Below are 25,165 nucleotides of genomic sequence, written 5' to 3'. Positions count from 1 at the left end.
TCCCTCAGCTGATCTCGGGCAGCTCCTGGCCCGCGCCGAGCAGCGCCCGGAACGGATCGCCTCGGGCGGCCAGCCGGTCGAGGACCGTCCGGATCGTCCAGCGGTCGGGGCGCAGCTCGGGGTCGTCGAGCTCGCCCCACCCGATCGGCACCGAGACGGGCGCCCCGGCAGCCGGGCGCGGCGAGTACGGCGCGACCAGGGTCTTGTTGACCGCGTTCTGCGTGTAGTCGAGCCGGGCCCGTCCCTTCCGGGCTCGGACCTCCCACTTCCAGCTGACCAGGTCCGGGAGGACCTTGCCGACCGTCCGGGACAGCCGCTCCACCCAGGCCCGCGTGTCGTCGAAGGTGTAGCCGGCGACCACCGGGATCCACACCTGGATGCCGCGGCGCCCGGTGACCTTGGGCCGCGCGAGGACACCGAGGTGGTCCAGCGCGGTGCGGTGCAGCCGGGCGAGGGTCAGCACCTCCTCCCACGTGGTGTGCTCGCCCGGGTCGATGTCGACGAGGGCGTACGTCGGCTCCTGCGGTGAGGCCACCAGAGACGTCCACGGGTGCCACTCGAGCGCGCCGAAGTTGGCGGCCCACACCAGCGCGGCGGGCTCGTCCGCGACGACGTAGGTCGTCGTCTCGCCGGGATCGGCGTCCGGGTTGTCCCAGGCGCCGAGCCACTCCGGCGCGTGGTCGGGCCGCTGCTTGTGCCAGAACCCCGGCGCGTCGGCGCCGTCGGGGTAGCGGTGCAGGTTGAGCGGCCGCCCCCGGAGGTAGGGGAGCGCGACGGGAGCGATCCGGGCCGTGTAGGCGAGCAGCTCCCGTTTGGTGACCGGCGGGTCGCCGGGGAAGAGCACCTTGTCGAGGTTGGTGACCTTCAGCCTGCGGTCGAACACCTCCCAGGTGCCCTGCTCGCCGAGGTCCTCGAGCTCGGCGACGGCCTCGTCCGGCAGGGGATCGGGCAGCAGCACCTCCTCGGCCTCGGAGGCCGGGGCGCCCGAGCGCCAGGCCCGGTCCGGGTCCGCGGCGACGTCGTCGTTGGTGCGCCCGGTCAGCACGGAGCGCGGGTGCTCCTCGGGGTCCCAGCCGTCGACTGCGTGCTGGTCGCGCTTGTGCAGGAGCATCCACGACTCCCGGTCGCCTTCGTCGCCGGTCCGCACCAGCACGAGCCGGCCGTGCAGCTTGTGGCCGTGCACCTCGGCGTGCAGCTCGCCGTCGCGTACGGCGGCCCGCGGGTCGTCGGTCTTCACCGGCTGCCAGGTCCCGGTGTCCCACACGATGACGTCGCCGCCGCCGTACTGCCCGGACGGGATGACGCCCTCGAAGTGCAGATACTCGATGGGGTGGTCCTCGACGTGCACGGCCAGCCGCCGCGTCCCGGGGTCCAGGGTCGGCCCCTTCGGCACCGCCCAGCTCACCAGGACACCGTCGATCTCGAACCTCAGGTCGTAGTGCAGCCTGCGGGCCCGATGGCGCTGGACGACGAACCGCGCGCCGTCGCGACCGCCCGCCACGGCGCCCGCGGGCTCGGGCGTGCGCGTGAAGTCCCGCTTGCGCCGGTACCGCTCGAGCAGCTCACCCATGCGCGAGCGGTGCCCGCCCCGGCCTCATCCATGCGGGCCGCGCAGCACGCGGGCGCGTAGGCGGTGCAGGCGCGGGACGATGCCGTAGACCACGATCGGCACCGCGATCGTCGCGAGCACGAAGGTGCGCAGCACCACGGGCAGGTCGCCGAGCCAGCCGCCGAGCAGCAGGTTGAGCACGGTGAGCGTCGGGAACACCGCGAGCCAGATCATGAGGGCGAGCTGGTGGCGCGAGGGGGCGGGGACGGCGAGCTCGGACATCGTGCTCCTCAGGTCGGCCGGCCGGAAGGGGCCGGGTCTGGTGAACACCCCCGAGGGGCCGGGGTAGTCCCGGCCCCTCGTGTGACCTGCGCCGCTCAGCGCGCCGTGCGCCACCACCGCGCGGTGGCCCCGACGGCGAGTGCGGTCCCCACCGCGGTCAGCAGCGCGCCCTCGCCGAGGTACCACTCCGTGCGGGGACCGGCCACGGTCAGCAGGTCGCCGACGAAGTAGATGCTCGCGTTCAGGCCGGCGTGGAGCACCAGGACCGGCCAGATGCTGCGGCTGTCCAGGCGCAGCCACACCAACGGCCAGGCGAGCGCGGTGGTCTGGGTGAGGAACAGGGCGACGGCGTACGCCAGCGGGATCCCGTCGGGGACGGCACCCGGGATGAGCACCATGAGCGGGACGTGGGCGAGCCCCCACGCGATGCCGTACGTCGTCGCGACCGTGCCGCGCCCCGCGACCTCCGCCATCCGCACGACCAGCCAGGAGCTCCAGCCGAGCTGCTCTCCGAGGGCCAGGGCGATCCACGGGACCAGGCCCGGCAGCAGGGCGACGAGGACGGCGACCGGCGCGGGCAGGCCGCCGAATTGCTCCTCGAGCTCGGTGACCTCGAAGCCGGCGACGTCGCTCAGCCAGGCCGGGAGGTAGGCGAACGCGGCGGAGAGGACCGGGACCAGCCAGGCGACCGCGAGCAGCCGGAGCCGCACGCGCCGGAAGCCCCAGTCGGGGCCGATCCGGCTGACCAGCCAGGCCACGAGCATCGAGACGGTCGGGACGAAGGCGCCGCCGAACAGCGCCAGCTGGCCGGCGACCGGCACGTCGTCGAGGTTCCCGACGTCGGCGCCGTTGGCCCGGGCCACCAGGACCAGGCCGACGGTGGCGACCACCTCGGTGGCGGCGAAGGCGGCGAGTCCGCGGCGCAGACGCCGGGTGCGGTCGGGGGAGTGCGGCGGTGCCGCGAGGGGCGTGGTCGTCATGGCCGCACTCCATCGCTCGGACCCGTCCCGGCGCAGGAGGCTGCAGTCCCGTCCTGGTCACCGGTGGAGTCGGGACCGGTGTCCCTGGTCGGCACCCGGCGGGGTCCGCGAGGATGTGCCGGTGACTCGACCGTCGGCCCTCCTCGTGCCCGTGACGGTCCTGGCGTTGCTGGTCGCCGGTGTGGCCCTGGCCTGGTACGCCGAGGCGCCCGAGCCGGGCTACCTCGGTCTCGACGTGGCGGTCGGCCTGAGCTGTGCCGCCGTCGGTGGGCTGGTGCTGTCCCGGTTGCCGCGCCAGCCGATCGGCTGGCTGTTCGGCGTCTGCGCCCTGGGGCTGGCCGCGCAGGCCGCGGCCGGCGGGTACGCCGTCGCCGCGCACGCCCGCGGCTGGCCGCTGGAGGCGCTCGCGTTCTGGACCACCAACTGGGTCTTCGTCGTCGGCCTGGTGCCAGCACTGCTGCTCCTGCTGCTCCTGCCGGACGGCCGGTTGCCGTCTCGCGCGTGGCGGCCCGTCATGGTCGGCGAGGTGGTCCTCGGCGTCGCGCTCACGGTGGTCCTCATGCTGCGCGACGAGGCCTGGGCGTGGGGCGTCGTCGTCGAGAACCCGGTCGGCCGGCTCTCGACCGACGACGTGGCCGGCCCGGCGTTCGCCACGGTCATGGTCACCGCGGTCGTCGCCGGCTCGGCCGCCCTGGTGAGCCGGCTGCGCGGCGACCGCGGCGAGGCCGAGCGCCGGCAGATGTACCCGCTGCTCGGCGCGGGGCTCGCCGTCGCCGTCGCGGTCGTCGTCGACGCGGCGCTGCCGGTCGGGTCGGTGCTCGGGCTGTGGCTGGTCGCCCTGGCCCTGACGACGCTGCCGGTGGCGGTGGCGTTCTCGGTGTTCCGGCACCGGCTGTTCGAGATCGAGGTCGTGGTCCGCCGTACCCTCGTCCACGTCGTCGCCTCCGCCGTCCTGCTCGGCGTCTACCTCGCCGTCGTCGCCGTCGTCGACGTGCCGATCCTGGGCGCCGCGGTGGTGGCGGTCGGGTTCGCGCCGGTGCGTGACCAGGTGCAGCGGTCTCTTGCCCGGTTGTTGTTCGGCGACCGCAGCGACCCGGCGACGGCGCTCTCGCTGCTGGGGCGCCGGCTCGAGGACGCCTCGGAGACGCCGCTGAGGGGCGCGGCCAACGTCGTCGCGACCACGCTGCGGCTGCCGGCGGCGACGGTCCTCGATGGCGCCGGCCGGACCGTCTCGGCCCACGGCAGCGTGCCGACCGACGGCCTGACCGTGCCGCTCGTCGCGGCCGGCCGCGCCGAGGGTGAGCTGCGGGTGGCGCGGCGCTCGCCCGACGAGCGGCTCTCCGCCGCCGACGAGGCCGTGCTCGCCGAGCTGGCCCGTCCACTCGCGCTGGCTCTCGCGACGGCCCGCCTCGACGCGGAGGTACGACGCTCGCGCGCGCTCCTCGTGTCTGCGCGCGAGGAGGAGCGGCGCCGGCTGCGCCGCGAGCTGCACGACGGGCTCGGGCCGGGGCTGGCGGCGATCGGGATGGAGCTGGACCTCGCCATCGCGCTCGCCGGCGAGCGCGAGGACGTCGGCGTCCGGGCGACCGCGCGGGCCCGGGAGCTGGCCGGGACGCTCATCGGCGACGTGCGTCGCATCGTGCACGAGCTGAGGCCCGCGGCGCTCGACGAGCTGGGCCTGGTCGGGGCGCTGGAGGACCTCGCGCTGACGCCCGGTGCCGGCCCCCGGGTACGGGTGGAGGCGACGACGCTGCCGGAGCTGCCCGCGGCCGTCGAGGTGGCGGCGTACCGGATCGCCCAGGAGGCGCTGGCCAACGCGGTCCGGCACGCGGGGGCGGACGCGGTGACGATCGCGGTCGACGTGCAGGGGGCGTGGCTGCGGGTGCAGGTCCGCGACCACGGGCGAGGGATGCCCGACCCCGTGGTCGAGGGCGTCGGGTCCGCCAGCATGCGCGAGCGCGCCGCCGAGGTGGGTGGCCGGTTCTGGCGCGGAGCGGCACCCGGTGCTGGCACCATCGTGCGCGCCGAGCTGCCGTGGAAGGAGGACCGGTGAACGGACTGCGGGTCGTGCTGGTCGACGACCACCCGATGGTGCGGGAGGGGCTGCGTGCCGTCCTCGAGCACCTCGGTGGCGCCGAGGTCGTCGGCGAGGCCGGGGACGGCGAGGAGGCCGTCCGCGTCGTCGGCGACACCCGCCCGGACGTCGTGGTGATGGACCTGACGATGCCCGGCCTGTCCGGCATCGAGGCGACCCGCCGGCTGGTCGACGCCGACCCCGGCCTCGGCGTCCTCGTGCTGACCATGAGCGAGGACGACGCCTCGGTGTTCGCCGCGCTGCGGGCCGGAGCACGGGGCTACGTGCTCAAGGGCGCCTCCGGCTCCGAGCTGCTCGCCGCCGTGGGCAGCGTGGCGCGCGGTGAGGCGGTGTACGGCGCCGCCGTCGCCGGCCGGATCCGCCGCTTCCTCACCGAGGGCCTGGACCGTGGCCTGCCGGCCGACCCGAGCCCCTTCCCGGAGCTGACGGCGCGCGAGCGGGAGATCCTCGATCTCCTGGCCGACGGTCTCGCCAACGCCGACATCGCCCGCACCCTGTTCCTCAGCCCGAAGACCGTGCGGAACGTCGTCAGCGCGGTCTACGCCAAGCTGCAGGTCGCCGATCGCGCCCAGGCCGTGGTGCGGGCGCGCCAGGCGGGCCTCGGCACGCCCTGAACCGGGCGCACCGCGGCCCCACCACCCCCCAAGGCGGTGGGGCCGCGGCGACCGGGGAGGCCGACGCTCAGATGTCGTTGGCCAGGATGTTGTCGATGTTGCGCTCGGCGAGCGCGGTGATCGTGACGAACGGGTTGACCGTGGTGTTGCCGGGGATCAGAGCGCCGTCGATGACGTACAGGCCGTCGTACCCGGCGAGGCGGCCGTAGTTGTCGGTGGCCTTGTTGAGGACGGCGCCGCCCAGCGGGTGGTAGGTGAGCCCGTCCTGCCAGACCTTGTAGCCGCCGAAGAGGTCGGTGCGGTAGATCGTCCCCTCCTTGCTGTTGATCTTGTCGAAGATCGTCTTGGCCATGGTGATCGAGTCCTGCTTCCACGCGGTCTGCCAGGACAGGTCGACCTTGCCGGTCGAGGCGTTCCAGCTGAACTCCGCGCGCCGGGTGGTGCGGGTGATCGAGAGGTACAGCGAGGCGTAGGTCTCGATGCCGGTCGGCAGGGGAGCGACCTCGGCGAAGGCGCCGCCCGCGTCCCAGTTGTCGATGCCCGAGCAGGGGATCGTCGACTGCAGCTCGCCGGTCGGGTCCCACATGTGGTTGGCGCGCCCGCACATGACGTTGCCGTTGTCGCCCCAGCCCTTGCCGATCTCGCCGTTGAGGTTGGGGAGCACGCCGGTCGCCTTGAGCTTGACCAGCAGCTTGCTGGTGCCGACGCTGCCGGCGGCGAAGAACACCTTCGCGGCGGTGACGGTCTTGGTCGCGACGACGTCGCCGGTGGTGTTGATCTGGTCGATCGTCACCGTGTAGCCGGGACCGCCGGACACGGGGGCGACCGAGGTGACCTTGTGCAGCGGGGAGACGTTGACCCGGCCGGTGGCGAGCGCCTGCGCGAGATAGGTCTGCACGAGCGACTTCTTGCCGTGGTCGTTGCCGTACATGACCTGGCCGTCGAGCGCGGACCGGGTGACGGTGCCGGCCTGCTCGGCCTTCATGTAGTTCCAGTCGTAGACGTCGGGCACGAAGGTCCACGCGAACCCGGAGCGCTGCGCGTGCTTCCGGCCGACCCGGGCGTACTGGTAGCAGGCGGCGGTCTCGAACCAGGTGGGGTCGATGGCGCCGACGCCGAGGCCGGCGTTGGCTCGCGGGTAGTAGGTGTCGTACATCTCGGCGGCGTCGACCGAGGGCAGGATCGAGCTGAACCGGGACTGCTTCGGCGTCACCGCCATGCCGCCGTTGACCAGCGAGCCGCCGCCGACGCCGCGGCCCTGGTAGACCGTGATGCCGGCGAACTCCTCGGCGTCGAGGACGCCGGTGTAGCGCTCGATGTTGCTGTCGATCGGGAAGCCGAAGAAGTTGCTGACCGGTGCCTTCGTCTTCGTGCGCAGCCAGTAGGCGCGCTTGTCGGGCGCGGTGACCTTGGGGAAGATCTTGCCGTCCGAGCCGGGGGTGTCCCACGTCATGCCCATCTCGACCATCTCGACCGGTACGCCGGCCTGCGCGAGCCGGAGCGCGGCCACGGCGCCGCCGTACCCGGTGCCGATGACGAGCGCCGGGACCTGGGCGCCGTTGCCGATGGCCGCGCCGGCGGCCGGGCTGGTCAGCGCCGGCAGTCCGAGGGACGCGGCTCCGACGGCTGCACCGGTGGTCGTCAGGAACCCGCGACGGGTGAAGCCGGACGGCGCGGAACGGGGGCTGGATGACATGTGACCTCCATCACAAGGGGCAGGATCAGAACGTGTTCTACCGGTTGTGGTGAGGGTTCGTCACTACTTACCGGCCGGTAACCTGCGCCGGGCCCGGATTCCTGCCGGCGGCGCCCCCAGCTTTCTGGGTCCCGAAGCACCCCCGGGTTCCGGGATGGTGCCCGGCGCCGGGGGTCTCGATGCTGGGGACGCTCCTGTCCGCTCCGGTCACCAGAGGAACCCATGCATCCCCGAACCAGCCGGCGCCTGCGCGCCCTCGGCGGCCTGGCCGCCCTCGTGGCGGCCCTCGCCGTCCCGGTCCCGGCGGCCGACGCCGCCGCGAAGCCGCGCTGCGGGGGACTGCGCGCCACCATCGTCGGCACCAGCGGCGACGACGTCCTGCGCGGCACTCGTGGCAAGGACGTCATCGTCGGCCGCGGCGGCGACGACCGGATCCTGGGCCGCGGCGGCCGGGATGTCATCTGCGGTGGCGGCGGCAAGGACGTGATCGTCTCGGGGTCCACCGGGGGCTCGCGGCTGCTCGGCGAGGGCGGCGCCGACCGGGTCGCAGGCAACGGCGCCGGCGACCGCGTGGAGGGCGGAGTGGGGAACGACGTCCTCCAGACGACCGCGCGCGGCGTCACGATCACGGGCGGCGCCGGCGACGACCGGCTCACCGGCGGCGCGTACGACGACCGCCTCGACGGCGGCCCCGGCGACGACGCCCTCCATGGCGGCGCGGGTTCGGACATCCTGCACGGCGACGACGGCGCGGACCGGCTCTGGACGGACGGGGGTGTCGGCGACCAGGTGTGGGGAGACGCCGGCAACGACGCGCTCGTCGCGGACGCGGCCAGGGCGCAGCTGATCGGTGGCGCGGGCGACGACCTGCTCCGCGCGCAGGCGGCGGGGGTGCTGCTGCTCGGCGGGGACGGGGACGACCAGCTTGACGGGGCCGACGCACCCGGGGCCGCGGACGGCGGGTTCGGCGACGACCTGATCCTGCTCGGGGACGGCGACGACGCCGACGTGCACGGCGGACCTGGCAACGACGAGATCGATGGCGGGGGCGGGGACGACGTCCTCGACGCCGACGACGGGGTTGACACCTGCCGCGGCGGCCCCGGCGCGGACACCTGTCACGGCGGTGCGCCCGAGGGGCCCGAGAACACCCCGGGCGACCCGGACCGCTGCGACGCCGAGGAGCAGATCTCCTGCCGCGCGGGCGCCCTGCCCGCCCGATGGCGGGTGCACCTCGAGGGCACCGCGGTGCACACGGTCGGGGACAGCGACCAGACCACGACCGTCTGGTCGCTCACGGGCGAGGTCGTCAGCACGCTCGCCCAGGACGGCGTCACCTGGTACTTCCTCGGCGCCGGTCTCAGCGGGACCTGGCACGCCGAGGGCCACTCGCAGTACTGCACCATCAACGGCAGTGGCCCCCTCGAGGACGGTGACCTGTCCTTCGTCCTGGCCCTCGACGAGCCCGGCCGGGCCTACCGCTTCCAGTGGGGCGGCCTGGCCGACCTGACCGCGACGGCGACCTGTCCCTGGGGCGAGGAGCCGCACCAGGTCCACGCCGACACTCAGGGCGAGGTGGTGGCGGACTGGAACCCCGCCGACCTCGCCACCCCGCTGGCCGGGCACCAGGACTCCCAGTCCGGCGAGGCGGACGACACCCTGGCCTACACCTGGACGATCACACCGCTGGACTGAGCACGATCCGGGCGAGCGCCAGCCGAGCCGCGCCGGTGAGCTCGACCCGCTCGCCCGTGGTCGCGACGTCGCCCGCCCCCAAGGTGGTGTCGTCGGTCGCGCCCAGCCGGACGGTGCCCTCAAGGACGACCAGGACCACCGTCCCCGCCGCCGGTACGACGACCGGCGCGTCGCCGTCCGCCAGCACCCGCACGTCCACGGTGGCCCGCGCCGCGCCCCGTCGGGTCATCACGTTGAGGTCGCGGGTGGGCTGCTCGACGGTGCACCGCACGGGCACGCCGCCGTCGAAGGCGAACGGCTCGTCGCGACGCAGCACGCGGGTCCGGTCGGGCAGCCGCAGCGTCATCGTGGAGCCCTCGACCAGCACGATGATCCGGTCGATGCCGGGGAACGCCGAGAAGTCACCGCTCTGCGCGACCTCCGCGAGGCTCACCCGCCAGGTGAAGTCATCGGGGGTGCCGCCGAGGGCGATCTCGGTGGTCATCCCCCGGCCGTTGCGCCACGGGGCCCGCGGGAGGTCGGTGGCGCGCCTGATCGTCGTCCTCGGCTCGGTGCTCATCGTGACCAGTGCACCGGATCGCGGACCGCGACGGAACCGCGAGGGGCGCCGCGGTGTCTGGGATATGAGACACCGCGGCGCGAGGTCGGTATCGGCGCGGCAGCGGGAGGGGTCACCGACCGGCGCGCGCCGCGCCCTCGGCGAGAAGCAGCTGGGCGCCGGTGTAGGTCGCCATCACGACCGACTCCAGCCGCTCGGGCGCGTCGGGCAGCAGGAAGGTGCGGGCGCCGAGGACGGCGTCGGAGGCCAGGAACATCGCGCCGCCGGCGGCGCTCAGCAGCCGGGCGTCCCGGGGCAGCGCCGGGTCGAGGTGGGAGGCGGCCGCAGCCATCGCGGCCAGCAGCGCGGAGTAGCCGAGCAGGGTCGCGCCCAGCCGGGGGTCCCTGCCCGCTGCCTTCGCCGCGACGACCGGCCCGCTGGCCGCCCACAGACCCCCGATGACGCGGGCGGTGCGGCTCGCCGTGATCGGCGTACGACGGTCGCGGTGGCGCAGGAAGCCGGAGAGGTAGGCGAGGTGGCCCACGCCGAACGACGTCGCCCCCGCCGCGAACGCCCGCTCGCCCTCGCCGAGCAGCAGCACGTCGCCACCCCAGCCCCCGACCTGCGCCGCGAGCGTCGTGGTCCGCAGCGGCGACCGCGCGGCGCGCGGGTCGGTCGCCAGCGCGGAGCCGAGGGCCGGCAGCAGCAGCGGCTTGGTGACGTGACGCACCCGGTGCGCCCAGGGGCGGCGTGACCCCGCCAGGGCGGTGTCGGCCGCTGCGAGGGCGACGTAGGCGAGCTTGAGCTTCGTGGACGTGCGCATCCGCCGAACTGTAGTGCTGCGTCGCCTCAGCCGAGGGCCAGCTGGGCGCGGGTCGGCACGAACGGGTCGAGCCGCAGCCGCATGCCGGCCTCGGTCGGCGTGCGGTTGGCCTTGCGCCCGTTGCACGGGCTGCACGCCGCGACGGTGTTGAGCCAGGTCCAGCCACCGCCACGGCTCTGCGGGACCAGGTGGTCGATCGTCGTCGCGTGGTCGCCGCAGTAGGCGCACCGGTGACGGTCGCGCTTGAGGACGTTGCTGCGCGAGTACGCCGCGGGGCGATACATCCACTTCGCGGCGACGTAGCGCACCAGCCGGATCACCCGCGGCCACGGGTGCGGGCCGATCATCCGGTCGTCGTGCGCCTCCTCGACGGTGGCGACCTCGCGGAACAGCATCCGCACGGCGTGCTGGAAGCTCACCGTGCCGAGCGGCTCGTAGGAGGCGTTGAGCAGCATCACGCTCGCCATGGCTGCCGTCACCCCTTCTTGCTCGCTGCCGTCGCCGCTCGGCCCTACGGTGCCTGTCGGAGGGATCGTCCAGGGTCCGTATTTCCGTTCGGCCACGAAGGCATGAAGGGCAGGAGACCTCTGCGCGAGGTCCGACCCCTCGAATGTACGTCGGCGCGTGCGGTGACCTCCACCGAATTGGCCGGACGGCGAGCCGTCGCGTCGAGTCCGTGCTTCCATGGTTCCGGTGAACGGCGCGATCGACAGGACGGCACAGATGGACGACATGACCTGGGACGAGGACCGCAAGCTGCGGGTCAAGGATGCGCTGCGCCGCCGGGCCGAGGCGGCCCTGGCCAGCGCCCGGGAAGCGGTGGCCGACCAGCGCGGGGCGGCCGAGCTCGACCCCGACGACGTGCACGACACCGACGGCCTCTCGCAGTCCGACGCCGGGGGTGACCTGGTCCGGCTGTTCGGCGGGATCGTGGCGCGACGGCAGGCGGACCTGGCGCTCGTCGAGGCGCTCGACGTCACGCCCACCCAGGTCGTGGCGGACGGCTCGATCGTGTCCTTCGGCGGCGACCACTACGTCGTCGGAGTGGCGGCCGAGGCGTTCGACGTCGACGGCACCACGCTCGAGGGGATCGCCGCCGATGCGCCGCTGCACGCGGCGATCGCCGGGTTGAAGGCCGGCGACAGCTTCACGATCAACGGCGCCGAGCACCGGCTCGACCTGGTCGTGTGAGCCGCCGGCTTCTCGTGGCGGTCACCGGCTGCGGGGATCATCGGCTGAGGTACGGCGCGAGCTCCAGCGCGAGGTGCAGGCGAAGCCGGTCCGGGCCGCGGCCCAGGTCGTAGCCCGTGGCCTCCTCCACCTGTCCGATCCGGTGGTAGACGGTCTGCCGGTGCACGGCGAGCCGGGCCGCCGTACGTCCGGCGCTGCCGGCCTCGTCGAGCCAGACCCGGACGGTGTGGAGGACGTCGGGGGCCGCGGCGGCGAGGAAGCCGCGCACCCCGGGGTCGATGACGGCGGCCTCGAGGTCGTCGTCGCGGGAGACGCCGAGCAGCGCGAGCGGACCGAGGGACTCCCAGCGCACGACGGTGCCGGGCTCGGCGGTGCGGGCGACGCGCAGGCTGACCCGGGCGCCGCGGTGGGCCGCGGCCAACGCGTCGACCCCGGGCACGGTGGGGCCGGTGGCGGCGCGGGTGACCCGGTCCAGGCTGTCGACGCGGCGGCCGAGGCCGAGGGCGCCGAGCAGGTCGGTGAGCCCGTCCGTCTCGGCGACGAGGGAAGCGCGGGCCACCGCGCAGGCCACGCCGGGGCTGGACCGGACCCAGACCAGGCCGGCGCGTGACGGGCGGCTGGCCACCTGGTCGAGCAGCTCGGGGCGTTCGAGCAGCACGCACGTGACCGGCTCCTGCAGGTCGAGCCCGCCGGCCTGCGCCAGGTCGACGGCCGACTCCCGGGCAGCCAGACGACCACCGTCGACCAGCTCGCGGAAGAGTGCGTCGCGGTGGGCCTGGCGACGCTCGGCGACGCTGAGCAGGCGGGCCGCGGACTCCGCGATCCGGGTCGCCTCCGGCCAGGTGGACTCCGGGATCCGGCCGTCGGGGTCGATCAGCCAGAAGTACCCGTGCACCCGGTCCAGGTGCCGGGCCGGGACGCAGAGCCGCGCCACGATCCCGAGGTCCGGGTCGGCCGGCGTCCGCAGGGGGCCGGGGGAGTGCTCGATGCCCTGGCCGCGGAACCACGAGCGCACCTCGTCGCTCGAGCGGCGCTGCAGGATCGAGCGCTGCCGGATGGAGTCGACGACGTCGTCACCGCGGTGGTCGGAGAACCCGATCAGCCGGAAGTCGGGGTCCTCGAGGGTGCAGGGCGCGTCGGTCAGGCGGGCCATGTCCTCCACGAGGTCGTCGAGTGAGGTCACTGGACAAGTGTCACACCGTGGCGGTCGAAAGATGTGGCAGATGTCGGTTTCGTGTGATCCGCCACGCTCCTAGCGTGGAGACATGCTGGACCAGGCCCTGAGCCACACCCTGAACCGCGCCTCCCGCAGCGCCCGGGCCCGCCGCGCGGTCGAGTCCTTCCCGATCACCCGCAAGGTCGTCGACCGGTTCGTCCCCGGCGAGACCACCGCCGACGCGGTCGCCGCCACCCGCCGGCTGGTCGCCGGCGGCCGCTCGGTCACCATCGACGTGCTCGGCGAGGACGTCCTCGACCTGGCCGGCGCCCGCGCGATGCGCGACGCCTACCGCGACCTGCTCACCGCCCTCGCCGAGTCCGGCTGTGCCGCCGGCGCCGACGTCTCGCTCAAGCTGTCCGCGATGGGCCAGGCCCTCCCCGGCGGTACGACGATCGCGACCGACCACGCCGCCGAGATCGCCGACGCGGCCGCGGCGCTCGGCTGCACGCTCACCCTCGACATGGAGGACCACACGACCGTCGACTCGACGCTCGCGATCGGCGCCGCCCTGCGTGTGTCGTACCCGTCGGTCGGGAACGTGCTGCAGACCAACCTGCGCCGTACCCCCGCAGACATCGCCGACCTCGACGGCACGGGCGCCCGGATCCGGCTGGTCAAGGGCGCCTACCGCGAGCCGGCGTCGGTCGCGCTGCAGCGCAAGGCCGAGGTCGACCACGCCTACGAGCGCGCGATCGACGCGCTGATGGCCTCCGACTGCTACCCGATGATCGCCACCCACGACCCGGCGATGCTCGAGCGTGCGGTGGCCTCGGCGGTGGGTGCCGGCCGTGACGCGGACCGCTGGGAGGCGCAGATGCTGTACGGCGTACGCCCCGAGCTCGAGCAGCGCATGATCGACCAGGACGTGCGGATGCGCGTCTACGTCCCGTTCGGCACCGACTGGTACGGGTACTTCATGCGGCGGCTGGCCGAGCGCCCCGCCAACGTCGCCTTCTTCCTGCGCGCCCTCGCGCGCCGCTGACCTGTTTCGCTTCCCCCACCGAGAGGACTGACATGGACGCCATCACCACCCCGCCGGCCCCCGTCAACGAGCCCAACCTGACCTACGCCCCCGGCAGCGCGGAGCGCGAGGCGCTCGTCGTCCAGCTCGACGCGCTCGGCGGCGCGACGCGGCAGCTCGACGCGCACATCGGGGGCGAGAAGGTCGTCGGGGGCGGCGAGGAGATCGCCGTCGTCCAGCCGCACGCCCACCAGAAGGTGCTCGGCGTGCTGCGCAACAGCACCGCTGACGACGCCAAGTCCGCGATCGCCGCGGCCCGCGAGGCCGCCCCCGGCTGGCAGGCGCTGCCGTTCGACGAGCGCGCCGCCGTCCTCCTGCGCGCCGCCGAGCTGCTCGCCGGTCCCTGGCGCCAGAGGCTCAACGCCGCCACGATGCTGGGCCAGTCGAAGACCTCCTTCCAGGCCGAGATCGACGCCGCGTGCGAGTTGATCGACTTCTGGAGGTTCAACGTCCACTTCGCCCGGCAGGTCCTGGCCGAGCAGCCGATCGTGAACGCACCCGGCATCTGGAACCGGACCGACCACCGCCCGCTCGAGGGCTTCGTCTACGCGGTCACGCCCTTCAACTTCACCGCCATCGCCGGCAACCTGCCGACCGCGCCCGCCCTCATGGGCAACACGGTGATCTGGAAGCCCTCGCCCACCCAGCAGCTCGCGGCGTCGCTCACCATGGAGCTGCTCGAGGAGGCGGGCCTGCCGCCGGGCGTGATCAACATGCTGCCCGGTGACGGGCTCGCGGTCTCCGAGGTCGCGCTCGCGCACCCCGACCTCGCCGGCATCCACTTCACCGGCTCCACCGCGACCTTCCAGAAGCTGTGGTCGACCGTCGGCGCCCACCTGCCGTCGTACCGGACCTATCCGCGGCTCGTCGGCGAGACCGGCGGCAAGGACTTCGTCATCGCGCACCCCTCGGCCGACCCGGACGTGCTGCGCACCGCCTTGATCCGCGGCGCCTTCGAGTTCTCCGGCCAGAAGTGCTCGGCCGCCTCGCGCGCCTACGTCCCCGCCTCGCTGTGGTCGCGGATGGGCGCCGACCTCGCGGCGCAGACCGATGCCCTGCCCGTCGGAGACCCGACCGACTTCACCAACTTCACCGGCGCCGTCATCGACGCCCGTGCGTTCGCCAAGCACAAGGCGGCGCTCGAGCGCGCCGCCGCCACCCCCGGCCTGCAGGTCGTCGCGGGTGGCACGGTCGACGACACCGTCGGCTGGTTCGTCCGCCCCACCGTCGTGGTCGCCGAGGACCCGGCCGACGAGATGTTCTCCACCGAGTACTTCGGTCCCATCCTCGTCGTCCATGTGTACGACGACAGCCGGCCCGGCGCGTTCGAGGAGGTCGTCACGCAGGCCGAGTCGGCGGCGCCGTACGCCCTCACGGGGTCGGTGCTCGCCACCGACCGCGCCGCCATCGACTGGGCGAGCAACCGCCTGCGCTTCGCGGCTGGCAACTTCTACGTCAACGACAAGCCCACCGGCGCCGTCGTCGGCCAGCAGCCCTTCGGCGGTGGCCGGGCCTCCGGCACCAACGACAAGGCCGGCTCCGCGCTCAACCTGCTGCGCTGGACCTCCCCCCGCTCGATCAAGGAGACCCTGGTCCCCCCGACGGACCACCGCTACCCCCACATGGGCTGATCCTGATCTGTTGAGTCGGCGCAAACTCACCGTTGAGCTGCCGGACTCAAGGGGGCGGGTTGAGGATGTGGCAACTCAACGGGAGAAAGTGGCAACTCAACGGGAGAAAGTGGCGACTCAACGGCCCGGGGTGAGGAAGTCCTGACGGTCGACCCGCGGTGCGGCGTACGCTGCGGTTCGTGGCGAAGGCCGTGACCCAGGAGGTCCGCTTCTGTCGCACCGACGACGGCGTGCGGCTCGCCTGGGCGCGCCACGGGGCCGGTCCGCCGCTGCTCATCGTCTCGTGCTGGCTCAGTCACCTGCAGCACGACTGGCAGAGTCCGGTGTGGCGCCACTTCCTCGACGACCTGGGCGAGGTGGCCACCGTCGTCCGGTACGACGAGCGCGGGTTCGGGCTGTCCGAGTGGGAGGTCGCCGACTTCTCCCTCGAGCGGCGGCTGGCCGACCTGGAGACGCTGGTCGAGGCGACCGGGCTCGAGCGGTTCGCGGTGCTGGGGATGTCCGGTGGCGCGCCTGTCGCGGTCGCGTACGCCCGCGCTCACCCGGAGCGGGTGAGCCGGCTGGTGCTGTACGGCGGCATGGCGGGTGGCGGCATCCAGCAGGAGGACGAGGCGGCCGAGGCGGCGTTCCTGGCGATGATCCGGGCCGGCTGGGCGCGGCCCGACCCGCTGTTCCGGCGGGTGTTCACCAACGCCTTCATCCCGGACGCGACCGAGCAGCAGATGGCCTGGATGGACGAGCTGCAGCGCACCTCGACCAACACCGAGAACGCCGTGTGCAGCCGGATCGCGCGCCACGCCGTCGACGTCCGGGACCTGCTGCCCGGCATCACCGCACCCACGCTGGTCCTGCACGCCGAGGGCGACCGGGTGGCGCCCGGTTGGGGGCCGCGTCTGGCCGCCGCCATCCCCGGCGCACGTCTGGTGATGCTCGACTCCCGCAACCACGTGCTGCTCGCCGACGAGCCGGCCTGGCCGGTGTTCCGGGACGAGGTCGCCGGGTTCCTCGCGGCCGATCGCGTCGTCGTCCCGGCCGACCACCTCTCGGCCCGCGAGCGCGAGATCCTGCTGCTGGCCGCCGAGGGGCTCGACAACGCGGCGATCGCGGACCGGCTGACGCTCAGCGTGCGCACCGTCGAGCGTCACTTCCACAACGTCTACCTCAAGCTCGGCCTGTCCGGGCGTACGGCGCGCGCCGCCGCGGTGTGCCGCGTCCTCGGGCTCGACCCGCGCGGCTGACGCGTACGCGTCCACTGACCCCGGGCGGGCTCCGACTGCGCGTCGGCGCCGATGCCCGCAGCCACTGGGGACTCCTAGCGTCGGCGACATCGGCGAACACGCGCCGCACCGACGGAGGAGACGACGATGTCGAACAAGGCAGTGGTCAGCCTGACCACCGGGATGGAGGACCCTGAGCGGGTCACCGTGGCGTTCCTGGTCGCGCTCGGCGCGGCCGAGCAGGGGCGCCCGACCCTGATGTTCTTGACCAAGGAGGCCGTCCGGCTCGCCGTACCGGGCGTCGCGGTCGGCCGCGCGTGTGAGGGCTGCCCGTCGCTGCCCGAGCTGCTCGAGCGCTACCTCGCGGCGGGCGGGACCTACCTGGTCTGTCCGGTGTGCTTCAACGCCAAGGCGCTCGACCCGGAGAACCTGGTCAAGGGCGCGGAGATCGGCGGCACGATCCCGATGTGGCAGTGGATCGGCGACGAGGGCGCGACGACCTTCAGCTACTGAGCGTTCTCCACAGGCGGCGACGCCGCGGGTGCGGCAGCGGTGCCCAGCGGGAATCCTCGGGTGCATGGTTGCCCGGTTCGACCTGGACGAGCCCGGCATCGCGCACCTGCTGGAGTACGTGCAGTCGGGCGTCGTGGCCCGCTTCCAGCTGGTCGCGGCCGGGGCGAGCGACTCCGACATCGACCGGATGATCCGTCGGCGCGAGCTGACCCGGGCCCGTCCGGGTGTCTACGTCGCGCACTCAGGGGCCCTTGCGCGGGCCCAGCGGGAGTGGGTCGCGGTGCTGGCCGCCTGGCCGGCGGCGCTCGCCGACGCCGCGGCACTCGCGTGGGAGACGAGCGCGCCGATCACCGTGGTCGTCGAGCACGGGCGGAAGGTGACGGTGCCGGCAGGGGTGCGGATCCGCCAGGTCAGGCACCTGCCGGAGCGTCTCCACCCGGGAGCCGAGCCGCCGAGGCTGCGGGTGGAGCACGCCGTGATCGACGCGATGTCCCGCCTGATCGCGTCCGGGGACCTTGCCGAGGCCTACGCGCTGCTGGGCCGCGCGTGCTTCGCGCGGCGTACGACGCCGGACGCGATCGCCACCGTGCTGCGCTCCCGGGCGCGGGTCGCTGGGCGTCGGGTGATCGTCACGATGATCGAGGACCTGCGGACCGGCGCCTGCTCGGTCCTCGAGCGGGGCTATCTCCACCTCGTCGAGCGGGCGCACGGGCTGCCCCGGGCGCGACGCCAGGCAGCGAGCACGGCAACGGGCCGCCGGACCGAGCAGGACGCGCGGTACGAGCCCTTCGGTCTCGTGGTCGAGATGGACGGCAGGAGCACGCACGACACCGCCGCTGCCTACGACGCGGACGCCATCCGCGACCTTGCCGAGAAGGCGCACGGTGACGCGGAGACAGTCCGGGTCACCTACGGCATGGTGTTCCGCACGCCGTGCCGGACTGCCGCGCAGATCGCGACGATCCTGCGGCGACGCGGCTGGACGGGCTCGGCGCACCGGTGTCCGCGTTGCACGGCGGAGCGGTGACGCGCTCGGTGGAGTCATCTGCCGGCACCAGGTGCGGGCGAAGGACTCCACAACGGGTCTAGCGGGCGGACAGCTCGGGGATCGGTGTGCGCAGCGTCCCGTCGGCCAGCCATGCGGCGAGGTTGTCGAGGGTGAGCGCGCGCATCGCCGCCCGGGTGACGTGGGTGCCGGACGCGACGTGGGGGAGCAGGACGACGTTGTCCATCGTGGTCAGCTCCTCGGGAACGCGCGGCTCGTCGGCGTACACGTCGAGCCCGGCGCCGCCCAGTCGGCCCTCCCGCAACGCGGCGACGAGCTCGGGCTCGTCGACCACCGATCCGCGGGCGATGTTGACGAGCACGCCGTCCGGGCCGAGGGCGTCGAGCACTGAGCGGTCGATCAGTGCCTCGGTGCCGGCGCCGCCGGGTACGACGACCACGAGGTTGTCGACGGCCGCGGCCAGGGCGGCGGGGGAGGCGGCGTAGGTGTAGTCGACATCGGGCACCTGCCGCCGGTTGTGGTAGCTCACCGCGCAGCCGAGCGCCTCCAGCCGGGTCGCCACGGCCCGTCCGATCCGGCCCAGCCCGATGATGCCGACCCTGCTGTCGGCGACCTGCGCCGTCAGCGGATAGGGGCCGTCGGGCCAGCGGCCGTCGCGGACGAACCGGTCGGCGGCGACCACCTCGCGTCGTACGGCGAGCAGCAGGGCGATCGCGGTCTCCGCGACCGCGTCGTCGAGCACGTCGGGGGTGTTGCTGATCGCGATCCCGCGAGCGAGGGCGGCCGGCACGTCGATGTTGTCGTAGCCGACGCCGTGGTTGACGATCACGCCCAGCCGAGGCAGTGAGGCGATCAGGTCACCGTCGACGCGGCCGGTGTTCGTGCACACGATGCCGACCACGTCGTCCCGGCGTGCCGGGAGGTCGGCGGGGTCCACGGCGTCGTACTGCTCGCCGACGGCGTCGTGCAGCTGCGGGCTGAGTGGGGGCACGCGGAGGATCGTCGCTCGGCTCACCCGTTCACCCTAGGACGGGCGGGCCGACATGCGGGCGCCGCGCCGCGGCGGTCAGCCGCGGCCGGCCGCCAGCATGTCGGCGCGGGTCGCGACCTTCACCCGGGCCCGGCCCGCGGCCTCGCCCAGCGCGATCTCGTGCGCGTCGAGCCGCTCCCACGAGGCGTGGGTGACGACCTCGACCTCGCGCTCGGCGAAGTAGGCGTCGACGTCCTCGGGACGGCGGGCGGTGGCGGTCGGCTGCGTCTCGGCGAGCAGGTGGCCGACGGTCTCGGCCGCGTCGGACTTGGTGTGGCCGATGAGGCCGACCGGGCCGCGCTTGATCCAGCCGGTCACGTAGGTGCCGGGGATCGGGGTGCCGTCGAGGTCGAGCACCCGGCCGCCGTCGTTCGGGATCACAGCCGCGCGGGTGTCGAAGGGCAGGCCCGGCAGCGCGCTGCTGCGGTACCCGATCGCGCGGTAGACCTGCTGGACGTCCCAGTCGGTCACCTCGCCGGTGCCCTCGACGTTGCCGTCGGCGTGGGGGGAGTGGGTGCGCTCGGTGCGCAGCGTGGTCACCTTGCCGTCGGCGTCGGCGACGATCTCGAGCGGCGCCTCGGCGAAGTGCAGGTGGATCCGGTGCGGCTTGCCGACCGGGTCGGCCCCGACCCAGCTGGTCAGGGTGTTGAGCACCATCTTCTGTGACTTGTGCTGGGCGATGTGCGCCATGCCGTGCTCGTCGACGTCGAAGCCCTCGGGGTGCACGATCACCTCGACGTGGGGCGAGTGGTTGAGCTCGCGCAGCTCCAGCGGCGAGAACTTCGCGTACGCCGGGCCGCGGCGCGCGAAGACGTGCACGTCGGTGATGGTCTTGGCCTCGAGGCCCGCGTGGACGTGGGGCGGGATGTCGGTCACGAGCATCTCGTCGCCGGTCTTCGCCAGCACCCGGGCCACGTCGAGGGCCACGTTGCCGACGCCGAGGACGGCGACACTCGTCGCCTCGAGCGGCCAGGTCTGCGGCACGTCCGGGTGCGCGTCGTACCAGGACACGAAGTCGGCGGCGCCGTACGAGTGCTCCTCGCCGGGGATGCCGAGGTCGCGGTCGGCCATCGCCCCGGTCGCGATGACGACGGCGTCGTAGAACTCCCGCAGGTCCTCGAGCTTCACGTCGACGCCGTACTCGACGTTGCCGAGGAAGCGCACCTCGGGCTTCGCGATCACCCGCTGCAGCGCCTTGATGATCTCCTTGATCCGCGGGTGGTCGGGCGCGACGCCGTACCGGACCAGGCCGAAGGGTGCGGGGAGCCGCTCGAGGATGTCGACGGACACCTCGGCGTCCGATCTGGTGAGGATGTCCGCGGCGTAGATGCCGGCCGGGCCACCGCCCACGATCGCTACACGGAGAGTCATGCTGACGATCCTGGACGGCGGCGCGCCCTCACAGAACGAGGTTGTGGTTGGGTGCTCACAAGGTTAGGTTGTGAGTGTGCTGGGTTCTCACGTCCCCGACCTCCGGGCGCTGGAGCTGCTCGTGGTGGTCGCGCGGACCGGATCGCTGGGCGCTGCGGCGGCCGAGCTCGGCATCACCCAGCAGGCCGCGTCGTCGCGGGTGCGGACCATGGAGGCGCTCGTCGGTGAGCCGCTCGTGGCCCGCAGCAAGCGGGGGTCCGAGCTCACGCCGACCGGTGAGCTGGTCGTGCAGTGGGCAGATCGCGTGCTCGACGCGGCCCAGGAGCTGGATGCCGGCATCACCGCCCTGCGGGCCGACCGGCGCGGCCATCTCGACATCGCCGCCAGCCTCACCATCGCCGAGCACCTGCTGCCCGGCTGGCTGGTCGGCCTGCGCGCCCAGCAGGTGCAACGCGGCCAGCAGCCGACCGAGGTCAAGATGACAGCCACCAACAGCGCCCGGGTGGCCGAGCTGGTCGAGGCCGGCGACGTCGCCCTCGGGTTCGTCGAGGGGCCGGAGGCCCCGCGCGGACTGCGGCGCCGCCTGGTCGGCACCGACGAGCTGCTCGTCGTCGTCGGACCCCAGCACCCGTGGGCGATGCGCGCCCGCCGGCGGGTGAGTGCCGAGACGCTCGCGGCCACGCCGCTCGTCGTACGGGAGGCCGGGTCGGGGACCCGGACCGTCCTCGAGCGCGCCCTCGCCGACCTGCCCGGCGCGACGCCCGTCCTCGAGCTGTCGAGCACGGCGGCCGTGCGGGCCGCTGTCGCCGCGGGTGCCGGTCCGGCGGCCGTGGGCGCCCACGCCGTCCGCGACGACCTCGCCACGGGCCGGCTGGTGCGGATCACGGTCACCGGGCTCGACCTCACCCGGCGCCTGCACGCGGTGTGGAAGGGCGGGCCGCACCCGCCGGAGGGGCCGGCGCGGGAGCTGGTGGCGTGGGCGGCGCGCCGGTCGTAGCCCAGGGCCGTCAGGCGTGGGCGGGGGTGCGGGCCAGGACCCGGGCGATCGAGTCGTCGGTGCACTCGGCCCAGAAGGTGCCGACGACGTCCTCGAGCTGCGTGAACGACTCCGCGACGTACAGCACGTCCTGGTAGTCGGTGATGTCGTAGAGCTGGGTGCCCATCGCGGCGATGTCGAGCGGGCGGATGTTCATGCCGCGGAAGGCCTCGATCTCGCCGGGGGAGGAGAGGATGCCGGCGCCGTACGCCTTGAGCTCGCCGGCCTCCCAGAGCACGCCGAACTCGAGGGTGAACCAGAAGACCTTGCTGACGAACTCCAGCGCCTCGGTCGACACGACGCGGCGCGACGCCTGGCCGGCGAGCTCGTAGAGGGCGGTGAAGCGCGGGTTGGCGAGGGTGTTGCCGTGGCCGACGACCTCGTGGAGGACGTCCGGCTCGGGCGTGTAGAGCGGCACCGAGTGGTGGCGGACGTACTGGGTGGACCAGAACGCCTTGTCGGCCAGGGCTCCGTAGAACTCGCGGAGCGGGACCAGGCCGGCTGCCGGGCGGTAGCTGAAGCCGGTCAGCGGCGCGAGCCACTCACTGACCTCGGCGAGCTGGGGGATGCGGTCGATGGGGAGGCCGAGGGACTCCTTGCCGTCGAGGAACTCGCGGCAGGCGTACGCGCGATGCTTGGTCACGAGCGCCTCGCTGACGACGCGCCAGACCTCGTGCTCCTCGGCGGTGTAGTCCGCCGTGGGGCAGGGCTCGCCGGGACGCCAGCTGCTGGCGAGGGTGGCGAGGGCGTCACGACGCGCGCGGTAGGCCGGATCGGCGAAGCCGGGGTGGTCCGCACCGAGATGGACCTTGAGCGAACCGTCCTCGTCGGCGGTCACGGGCGCGAAGTACTGACCTTCCTCGAACATGCCTGCAGTCTGTGACGCAGTCCACAAGAATGCGAGTCGCGTCGGACGAATGGCTGGCCGCCAGCGCCGATCGGTGGCAATCTGTCCGGCATGGACCCCGTCGACCGCGGAATCCTGGACGTCCTGCGCGCCGACTCGCGGACCTCGATCCGGGAGGTCGCCGAGCGCCTCGGGATCAGCCGCACCAGCGCCTACGCGCGGGTGAAGCGGCTCGTCGACAGCGGTGTGATCCGCGGCTTCACCATCGACGTCGACCACGCGGCCCTGGGGCTCGGCCTGCCGGCCTACATCCACGTCCGGATCAAGCAGAACACCTGGAAGTCGTTCCGCTCGAAGGTGTGGGCCATGGAGGAGGCGGCGCACGTCGCGCTGGTCGCCGGTGACTTCGACTGCGTGATCCTGGTCCGCGCCCGCGACGCCGAGCACCTGCGCGAGCTGGTCCTCGAGCGGATCCAGGCCCTGCCCGAAGTGGTGGCCACCCAGACGGTGCTGGTGTTCGAGGAGCACGTCGGGCACGTGTGAGCCCCCGTGTTTCTATAACCTGTTCTCGTGCAACGACTCGACGGACGCGTGGCGGTGGTGACCGGGGCCGGCAGCGGCATCGGCCGGGTGACGGCCCAGCGCCTGGCGGGCCGCGGCTGCCACCTGGCGCTGGTCGACCTGGCGCCGGAGGGGCTCGCCGAGACGGCCCGCCTGGTCGCGGCCCAGGGGCGGCGGGCCACCACCCACCTCGCCGACGTCTCCGACGCCGATCGGATGGCCGCGCTGCCCGACGAGGTGCGGGAGCGCCACGACGTCGTCCACGTCCTGGTCAACAACGCCGGCATCACCTCGGTGGGCGCGTTCAGCGAGGAGCGGCTCGAGGACATGCGGCGCCTGGTCGACGTCAACATCTGGGGCGTCGTGCACGGCTGCCGCGCGTTCCTGCCCGTGCTGCGCGCGCAGGACGAGGCGCACATCGTCAACGTGTCCAGCATGGCCGGGCTGATGGGGCTGCCGCACACGGCGACCTACGCGATGACCAAGGGCGCCGTGAAGGCGTTCTCCGAGGCGCTGCGCGGTGAGCTGGCGGGCACGACGGTCGGGGTCAGCGTGGTCTTCCCCGGCACCCACCGCACCGGCATCGCCGGGTCCGCCCGGGGCGCCGACGGAGCGCGGATCGCCCAGGTGTCGCAGGGCCCGCTGGGTGTGCTGATGCCGCCGCCGTCCTTCGTGGCGCGGCGCATCGTCAAGGCGATCGAGAAGGACCAGCCCCGGGCCGTCGTCGGTCCCGACGCCCGTGTCATCGACCTCGCCTCGCGCATCGCGCCCGGCCGGACCCGGCTGATCGGCCGGCTCACCGGCAGGCTGGCGAGTCACTGATGGCCGGACTCGCGCTGGTCTTCGGCGGCTCGGAGGGGATCGGCCTCGCGGTCGCGGAGCGGCTGGTCGCCTGCGGGGAGCGGGTGGTCGTGCTGTCGCGCTCGGCGGCCAAGCTGGCCACGACAGTGGACCGCCTCGGCCCCGGGGTCGAGGTGCGCACGGTGGACGTGACCGACGCCGTGGCGACAGGCGCCGTCGTCGACGCGCTCGTCGCCGAGGTCGGCGTACCGGACCTGGTGGTGAACACCGCGGGCTACGCGCGGCCCGGGTACCTCGAGGACCTGCCCGCCGAGGACGTCACCGGGATGGTCGCCACCAACCTGCTCGGCACGATCAACGTCTGCCGGGCGGTGCTGCCGCACCTGCGGTCCTCCGGTCGCGGCACCATCGTGACGACGTCCTCGATGGCCGGCCTGGCGGGCGTGTTCGGCTACACGGTCTACAGCGCGACGAAGTTCGGCGTGATCGGCTTCTCCGAGGCACTGCGCCGCGAGGTCCGCCCCTACGGCCTGCGGGTGCTGGTGCTCTGTCCGCCGAACACGCTGACCCCCGGCTTCGACGAGGAGAACCGCCACAAGCCGGCCGAGGTGCTCGCCGCCGAGGAGAACGTCGCCACCCTCAGCCCCGAGGCCGTGGCCGACACGCTGCTGCGTGCGCTGCGGCGCCGGCGCGGCTTCCTCGTCGTACCGGGGCGGGACAGTCGGCTCGCCGCGGTCGCGATCCGGCACCTGCCGTTCGTGGTGGACCGCGCGCTGCGTCGCCCGGTCTGAGCCGACGTCGAGGAGGTCCTGCACGGGCGCACCGGCAGGACCGGAATCCCCTTGCTGCGCGCGCCCTTCGCCGTGCCGGAGCGGTGCGGCTCGCGGGTCCGGCCGGTGTCGATCACCTCTGACGGGGGCCGGGTCAGGTCGGCGAGCTAGCACGACTCGTCGCCGAAGTCCCCGGATTCCTGAGGTGTACCCAAACGGCGGTAACGGCGAGGGAAAACCCACGAATGCGCGGCGCGGTCGACGTTTGCTTGTCATCAGCACTCGGGGCTGCTCCTTTCACATCCGTCCTCTCTCCTACTGGAGGCTCAGGCATGCGTCGACTCACTGACCGCCTTTCGGCGGTCCGCCGCGACGACCGCGGCTTCACCCTCATCGAGCTCCTCATCGTCATCATCATCCTCGGCGTCCTCGCCGCCATCGTCGTCTTCTCCGTCCAGGGCATCACGGACCGTGGCAAGACCTCGGCGTGCGACACCACCAAGAAGACCGTCGAGACCGCGTACGAGGCATACATCGCCAACAGTCCGACCGGAGCGAAGCCGGCGGCGTGGTCCGACCTGTACCCGAACTACGTCCACTCCGCGACGCAGCCGACGGGCGTCACCATCACCTGGGCCACCGGACAGGTCAGCGGTACCTGCTGACGCAGAGCGCCGGC

Annotated in this window: 25 protein-coding genes; 14 read left to right on the top strand and 11 right to left on the bottom strand. The window is 73.5% G+C overall.

Going from position 1 to position 25,165, the window contains the following annotated elements; all coding sequences use genetic code 11:
• Positions 1-4: 4 nt before the first annotated feature.
• From KU893_RS02725 to KU893_RS02715, 3 genes are all read right to left on the bottom strand, one after another.
• Positions 5-1,570, bottom strand: a complete 1,566-nt coding sequence (locus tag KU893_RS02725; RefSeq protein WP_218232769.1) for a non-homologous end-joining DNA ligase LigD — start codon at positions 1,568-1,570, stop codon at positions 5-7.
• Positions 1,571-1,594: 24 nt separating this feature from the next.
• Positions 1,595-1,831 carry a putative antibiotic biosynthesis monooxygenase gene (locus tag KU893_RS02720; RefSeq protein ID WP_246591636.1) on the bottom strand — a complete coding sequence of 79 codons (237 nt, stop codon included), beginning with the start codon at positions 1,829-1,831 and terminating at the stop codon, positions 1,595-1,597.
• Between the two features lie 95 nt (positions 1,832-1,926).
• Positions 1,927-2,811: a CPBP family glutamic-type intramembrane protease gene (locus KU893_RS02715; protein WP_218232768.1), complete on the bottom strand. Its 885-nt coding sequence runs from the start codon at positions 2,809-2,811 to the stop codon at positions 1,927-1,929.
• Positions 2,812-2,932: 121 nt separating this feature from the next.
• Between KU893_RS02715 and KU893_RS02710 the strand changes: the two genes are divergently transcribed.
• A complete protein-coding gene (locus tag KU893_RS02710) occupies positions 2,933-4,864 on the top strand; it encodes a sensor histidine kinase (RefSeq protein ID WP_218232767.1) in 1,932 nt (643 codons plus the stop codon).
• On the top strand, positions 4,861-5,520 hold the full coding sequence (locus KU893_RS02705) for a response regulator transcription factor (RefSeq protein WP_257440885.1): 660 nt from the start codon (positions 4,861-4,863) through the stop codon (positions 5,518-5,520). Before KU893_RS02710 ends, KU893_RS02705 begins: the two co-directional genes overlap by 4 nt.
• 67 nt (positions 5,521-5,587) lie before the next feature.
• Here KU893_RS02705 and KU893_RS02700 read toward each other — a convergent pair whose 3' ends face one another.
• Positions 5,588-7,216, bottom strand: coding sequence for a GMC oxidoreductase (locus KU893_RS02700; RefSeq protein ID WP_218232766.1), 1,629 nt, complete (start codon positions 7,214-7,216; stop codon positions 5,588-5,590).
• Positions 7,217-7,438: 222 nt separating this feature from the next.
• Between KU893_RS02700 and KU893_RS02695 the strand changes: the two genes are divergently transcribed.
• Positions 7,439-8,911, top strand: a complete 1,473-nt coding sequence (locus KU893_RS02695) for a calcium-binding protein (RefSeq protein WP_218232765.1) — start codon at positions 7,439-7,441, stop codon at positions 8,909-8,911.
• Here KU893_RS02695 and KU893_RS02690 read toward each other — a convergent pair.
• The 3 genes from KU893_RS02690 to KU893_RS02680 all read right to left on the bottom strand — a co-directional run bounded on the left by KU893_RS02690 (position 8,895) and on the right by KU893_RS02680 (position 10,751).
• Positions 8,895-9,470, bottom strand: a complete 576-nt coding sequence (locus tag KU893_RS02690; protein ID WP_218232764.1) for a HutD/Ves family protein — start codon at positions 9,468-9,470, stop codon at positions 8,895-8,897. The two genes, KU893_RS02695 and KU893_RS02690, sit on opposite strands and share 17 nt — an antisense overlap.
• Positions 9,471-9,582: 112 nt before the next feature.
• Entirely contained in the window at positions 9,583-10,272 is a 690-nt protein-coding gene (locus KU893_RS02685; protein WP_218232763.1) for a lysoplasmalogenase, read from the bottom strand.
• 26 nt (positions 10,273-10,298) lie between these two features.
• Complete coding sequence (locus KU893_RS02680; RefSeq protein WP_308167160.1) at positions 10,299-10,751, bottom strand: HNH endonuclease; 453 nt, start codon at positions 10,749-10,751, stop codon at positions 10,299-10,301.
• Between the two features lie 244 nt (positions 10,752-10,995).
• Between KU893_RS02680 and KU893_RS02675 the strand changes: the two genes are divergently transcribed.
• Positions 10,996-11,463, top strand: coding sequence for a hypothetical protein (locus tag KU893_RS02675; RefSeq protein ID WP_218232762.1), 468 nt, complete (start codon positions 10,996-10,998; stop codon positions 11,461-11,463).
• Between the two features lie 37 nt (positions 11,464-11,500).
• On the opposite strand, the gene KU893_RS02670 is transcribed toward KU893_RS02675, so the two are convergent.
• Positions 11,501-12,646 (bottom strand): PucR family transcriptional regulator, encoded by a 1,146-nt coding sequence (locus tag KU893_RS02670; protein ID WP_218232761.1) that lies wholly within the window; start codon positions 12,644-12,646, stop codon positions 11,501-11,503.
• A gap of 82 nt (positions 12,647-12,728) precedes the next feature.
• Here KU893_RS02670 and KU893_RS02665 point away from each other — a divergent pair, with 82 nt between their 5' ends.
• The 5 genes from KU893_RS02665 (at position 12,729) to KU893_RS02645 (ending at position 18,091) form a co-directional block, all read left to right on the top strand.
• A complete protein-coding gene (locus KU893_RS02665) occupies positions 12,729-13,664 on the top strand; it encodes a proline dehydrogenase family protein (RefSeq protein WP_218232760.1) in 936 nt (311 codons plus the stop codon).
• A 32-nt stretch (positions 13,665-13,696) separates the two neighbouring features.
• Complete coding sequence (gene pruA / locus KU893_RS02660; RefSeq protein WP_218232759.1) at positions 13,697-15,334, top strand: L-glutamate gamma-semialdehyde dehydrogenase; 1,638 nt, start codon at positions 13,697-13,699, stop codon at positions 15,332-15,334.
• A 179-nt stretch (positions 15,335-15,513) separates the two neighbouring features.
• Positions 15,514-16,572, top strand: coding sequence for an alpha/beta fold hydrolase (locus KU893_RS02655; RefSeq protein ID WP_218232758.1), 1,059 nt, complete (start codon positions 15,514-15,516; stop codon positions 16,570-16,572).
• Positions 16,573-16,698: 126 nt separating this feature from the next.
• Positions 16,699-17,064: a DsrE family protein gene (locus KU893_RS02650; protein ID WP_218232757.1), complete on the top strand. Its 366-nt coding sequence runs from the start codon at positions 16,699-16,701 to the stop codon at positions 17,062-17,064.
• Positions 17,065-17,128: 64 nt separating this feature from the next.
• A complete protein-coding gene (locus KU893_RS02645) occupies positions 17,129-18,091 on the top strand; it encodes a type IV toxin-antitoxin system AbiEi family antitoxin domain-containing protein (protein WP_218232756.1) in 963 nt (320 codons plus the stop codon).
• A gap of 58 nt (positions 18,092-18,149) precedes the next feature.
• Here the strand turns inward: KU893_RS02645 and KU893_RS02640 are convergent, their stop codons facing one another.
• A complete protein-coding gene (locus tag KU893_RS02640) occupies positions 18,150-19,085 on the bottom strand; it encodes a 2-hydroxyacid dehydrogenase (RefSeq protein ID WP_257440894.1) in 936 nt (311 codons plus the stop codon).
• Positions 19,086-19,136: 51 nt separating this feature from the next.
• Complete coding sequence (locus tag KU893_RS02635; protein WP_218232755.1) at positions 19,137-20,471, bottom strand: FAD-dependent oxidoreductase; 1,335 nt, start codon at positions 20,469-20,471, stop codon at positions 19,137-19,139.
• A 76-nt stretch (positions 20,472-20,547) separates the two neighbouring features.
• Here KU893_RS02635 and KU893_RS02630 point away from each other — a divergent pair, with 76 nt between their 5' ends.
• A complete protein-coding gene (locus tag KU893_RS02630) occupies positions 20,548-21,468 on the top strand; it encodes a LysR family transcriptional regulator (RefSeq protein WP_218232754.1) in 921 nt (306 codons plus the stop codon).
• Between the two features lie 10 nt (positions 21,469-21,478).
• On the opposite strand, the gene KU893_RS02625 is transcribed toward KU893_RS02630, so the two are convergent.
• The gene (locus tag KU893_RS02625; protein ID WP_218232753.1) at positions 21,479-22,375 is read right to left on the bottom strand and encodes a phenylalanine 4-monooxygenase; all 897 of its coding nucleotides are present in this window, start codon (positions 22,373-22,375) and stop codon (positions 21,479-21,481) included.
• Between the two features lie 90 nt (positions 22,376-22,465).
• Between KU893_RS02625 and KU893_RS02620 the strand changes: the two genes are divergently transcribed.
• From KU893_RS02620 to KU893_RS02605, 4 genes are all read left to right on the top strand, one after another.
• Complete coding sequence (locus KU893_RS02620; RefSeq protein WP_218232752.1) at positions 22,466-22,897, top strand: Lrp/AsnC family transcriptional regulator; 432 nt, start codon at positions 22,466-22,468, stop codon at positions 22,895-22,897.
• A gap of 27 nt (positions 22,898-22,924) precedes the next feature.
• Complete coding sequence (locus KU893_RS02615) at positions 22,925-23,737, top strand: SDR family NAD(P)-dependent oxidoreductase (RefSeq protein ID WP_218232751.1); 813 nt, start codon at positions 22,925-22,927, stop codon at positions 23,735-23,737.
• Positions 23,737-24,507 (top strand): SDR family NAD(P)-dependent oxidoreductase, encoded by a 771-nt coding sequence (locus tag KU893_RS02610; protein ID WP_218232750.1) that lies wholly within the window; start codon positions 23,737-23,739, stop codon positions 24,505-24,507. Before KU893_RS02615 ends, KU893_RS02610 begins: the two co-directional genes overlap by 1 nt.
• Before the next feature lie 311 nt (positions 24,508-24,818).
• A complete protein-coding gene (locus KU893_RS02605) occupies positions 24,819-25,151 on the top strand; it encodes a prepilin-type N-terminal cleavage/methylation domain-containing protein (RefSeq protein ID WP_218232749.1) in 333 nt (110 codons plus the stop codon).
• Positions 25,152-25,165 lie beyond the last annotated feature (14 nt).

Source organism: Nocardioides daeguensis, assembly GCF_019192965.1.
Taxonomy (GTDB): domain Bacteria; phylum Actinomycetota; class Actinomycetes; order Propionibacteriales; family Nocardioidaceae; genus Nocardioides; species Nocardioides daeguensis.
This window is presented reverse-complemented; position numbering and strand designations above follow the sequence as displayed.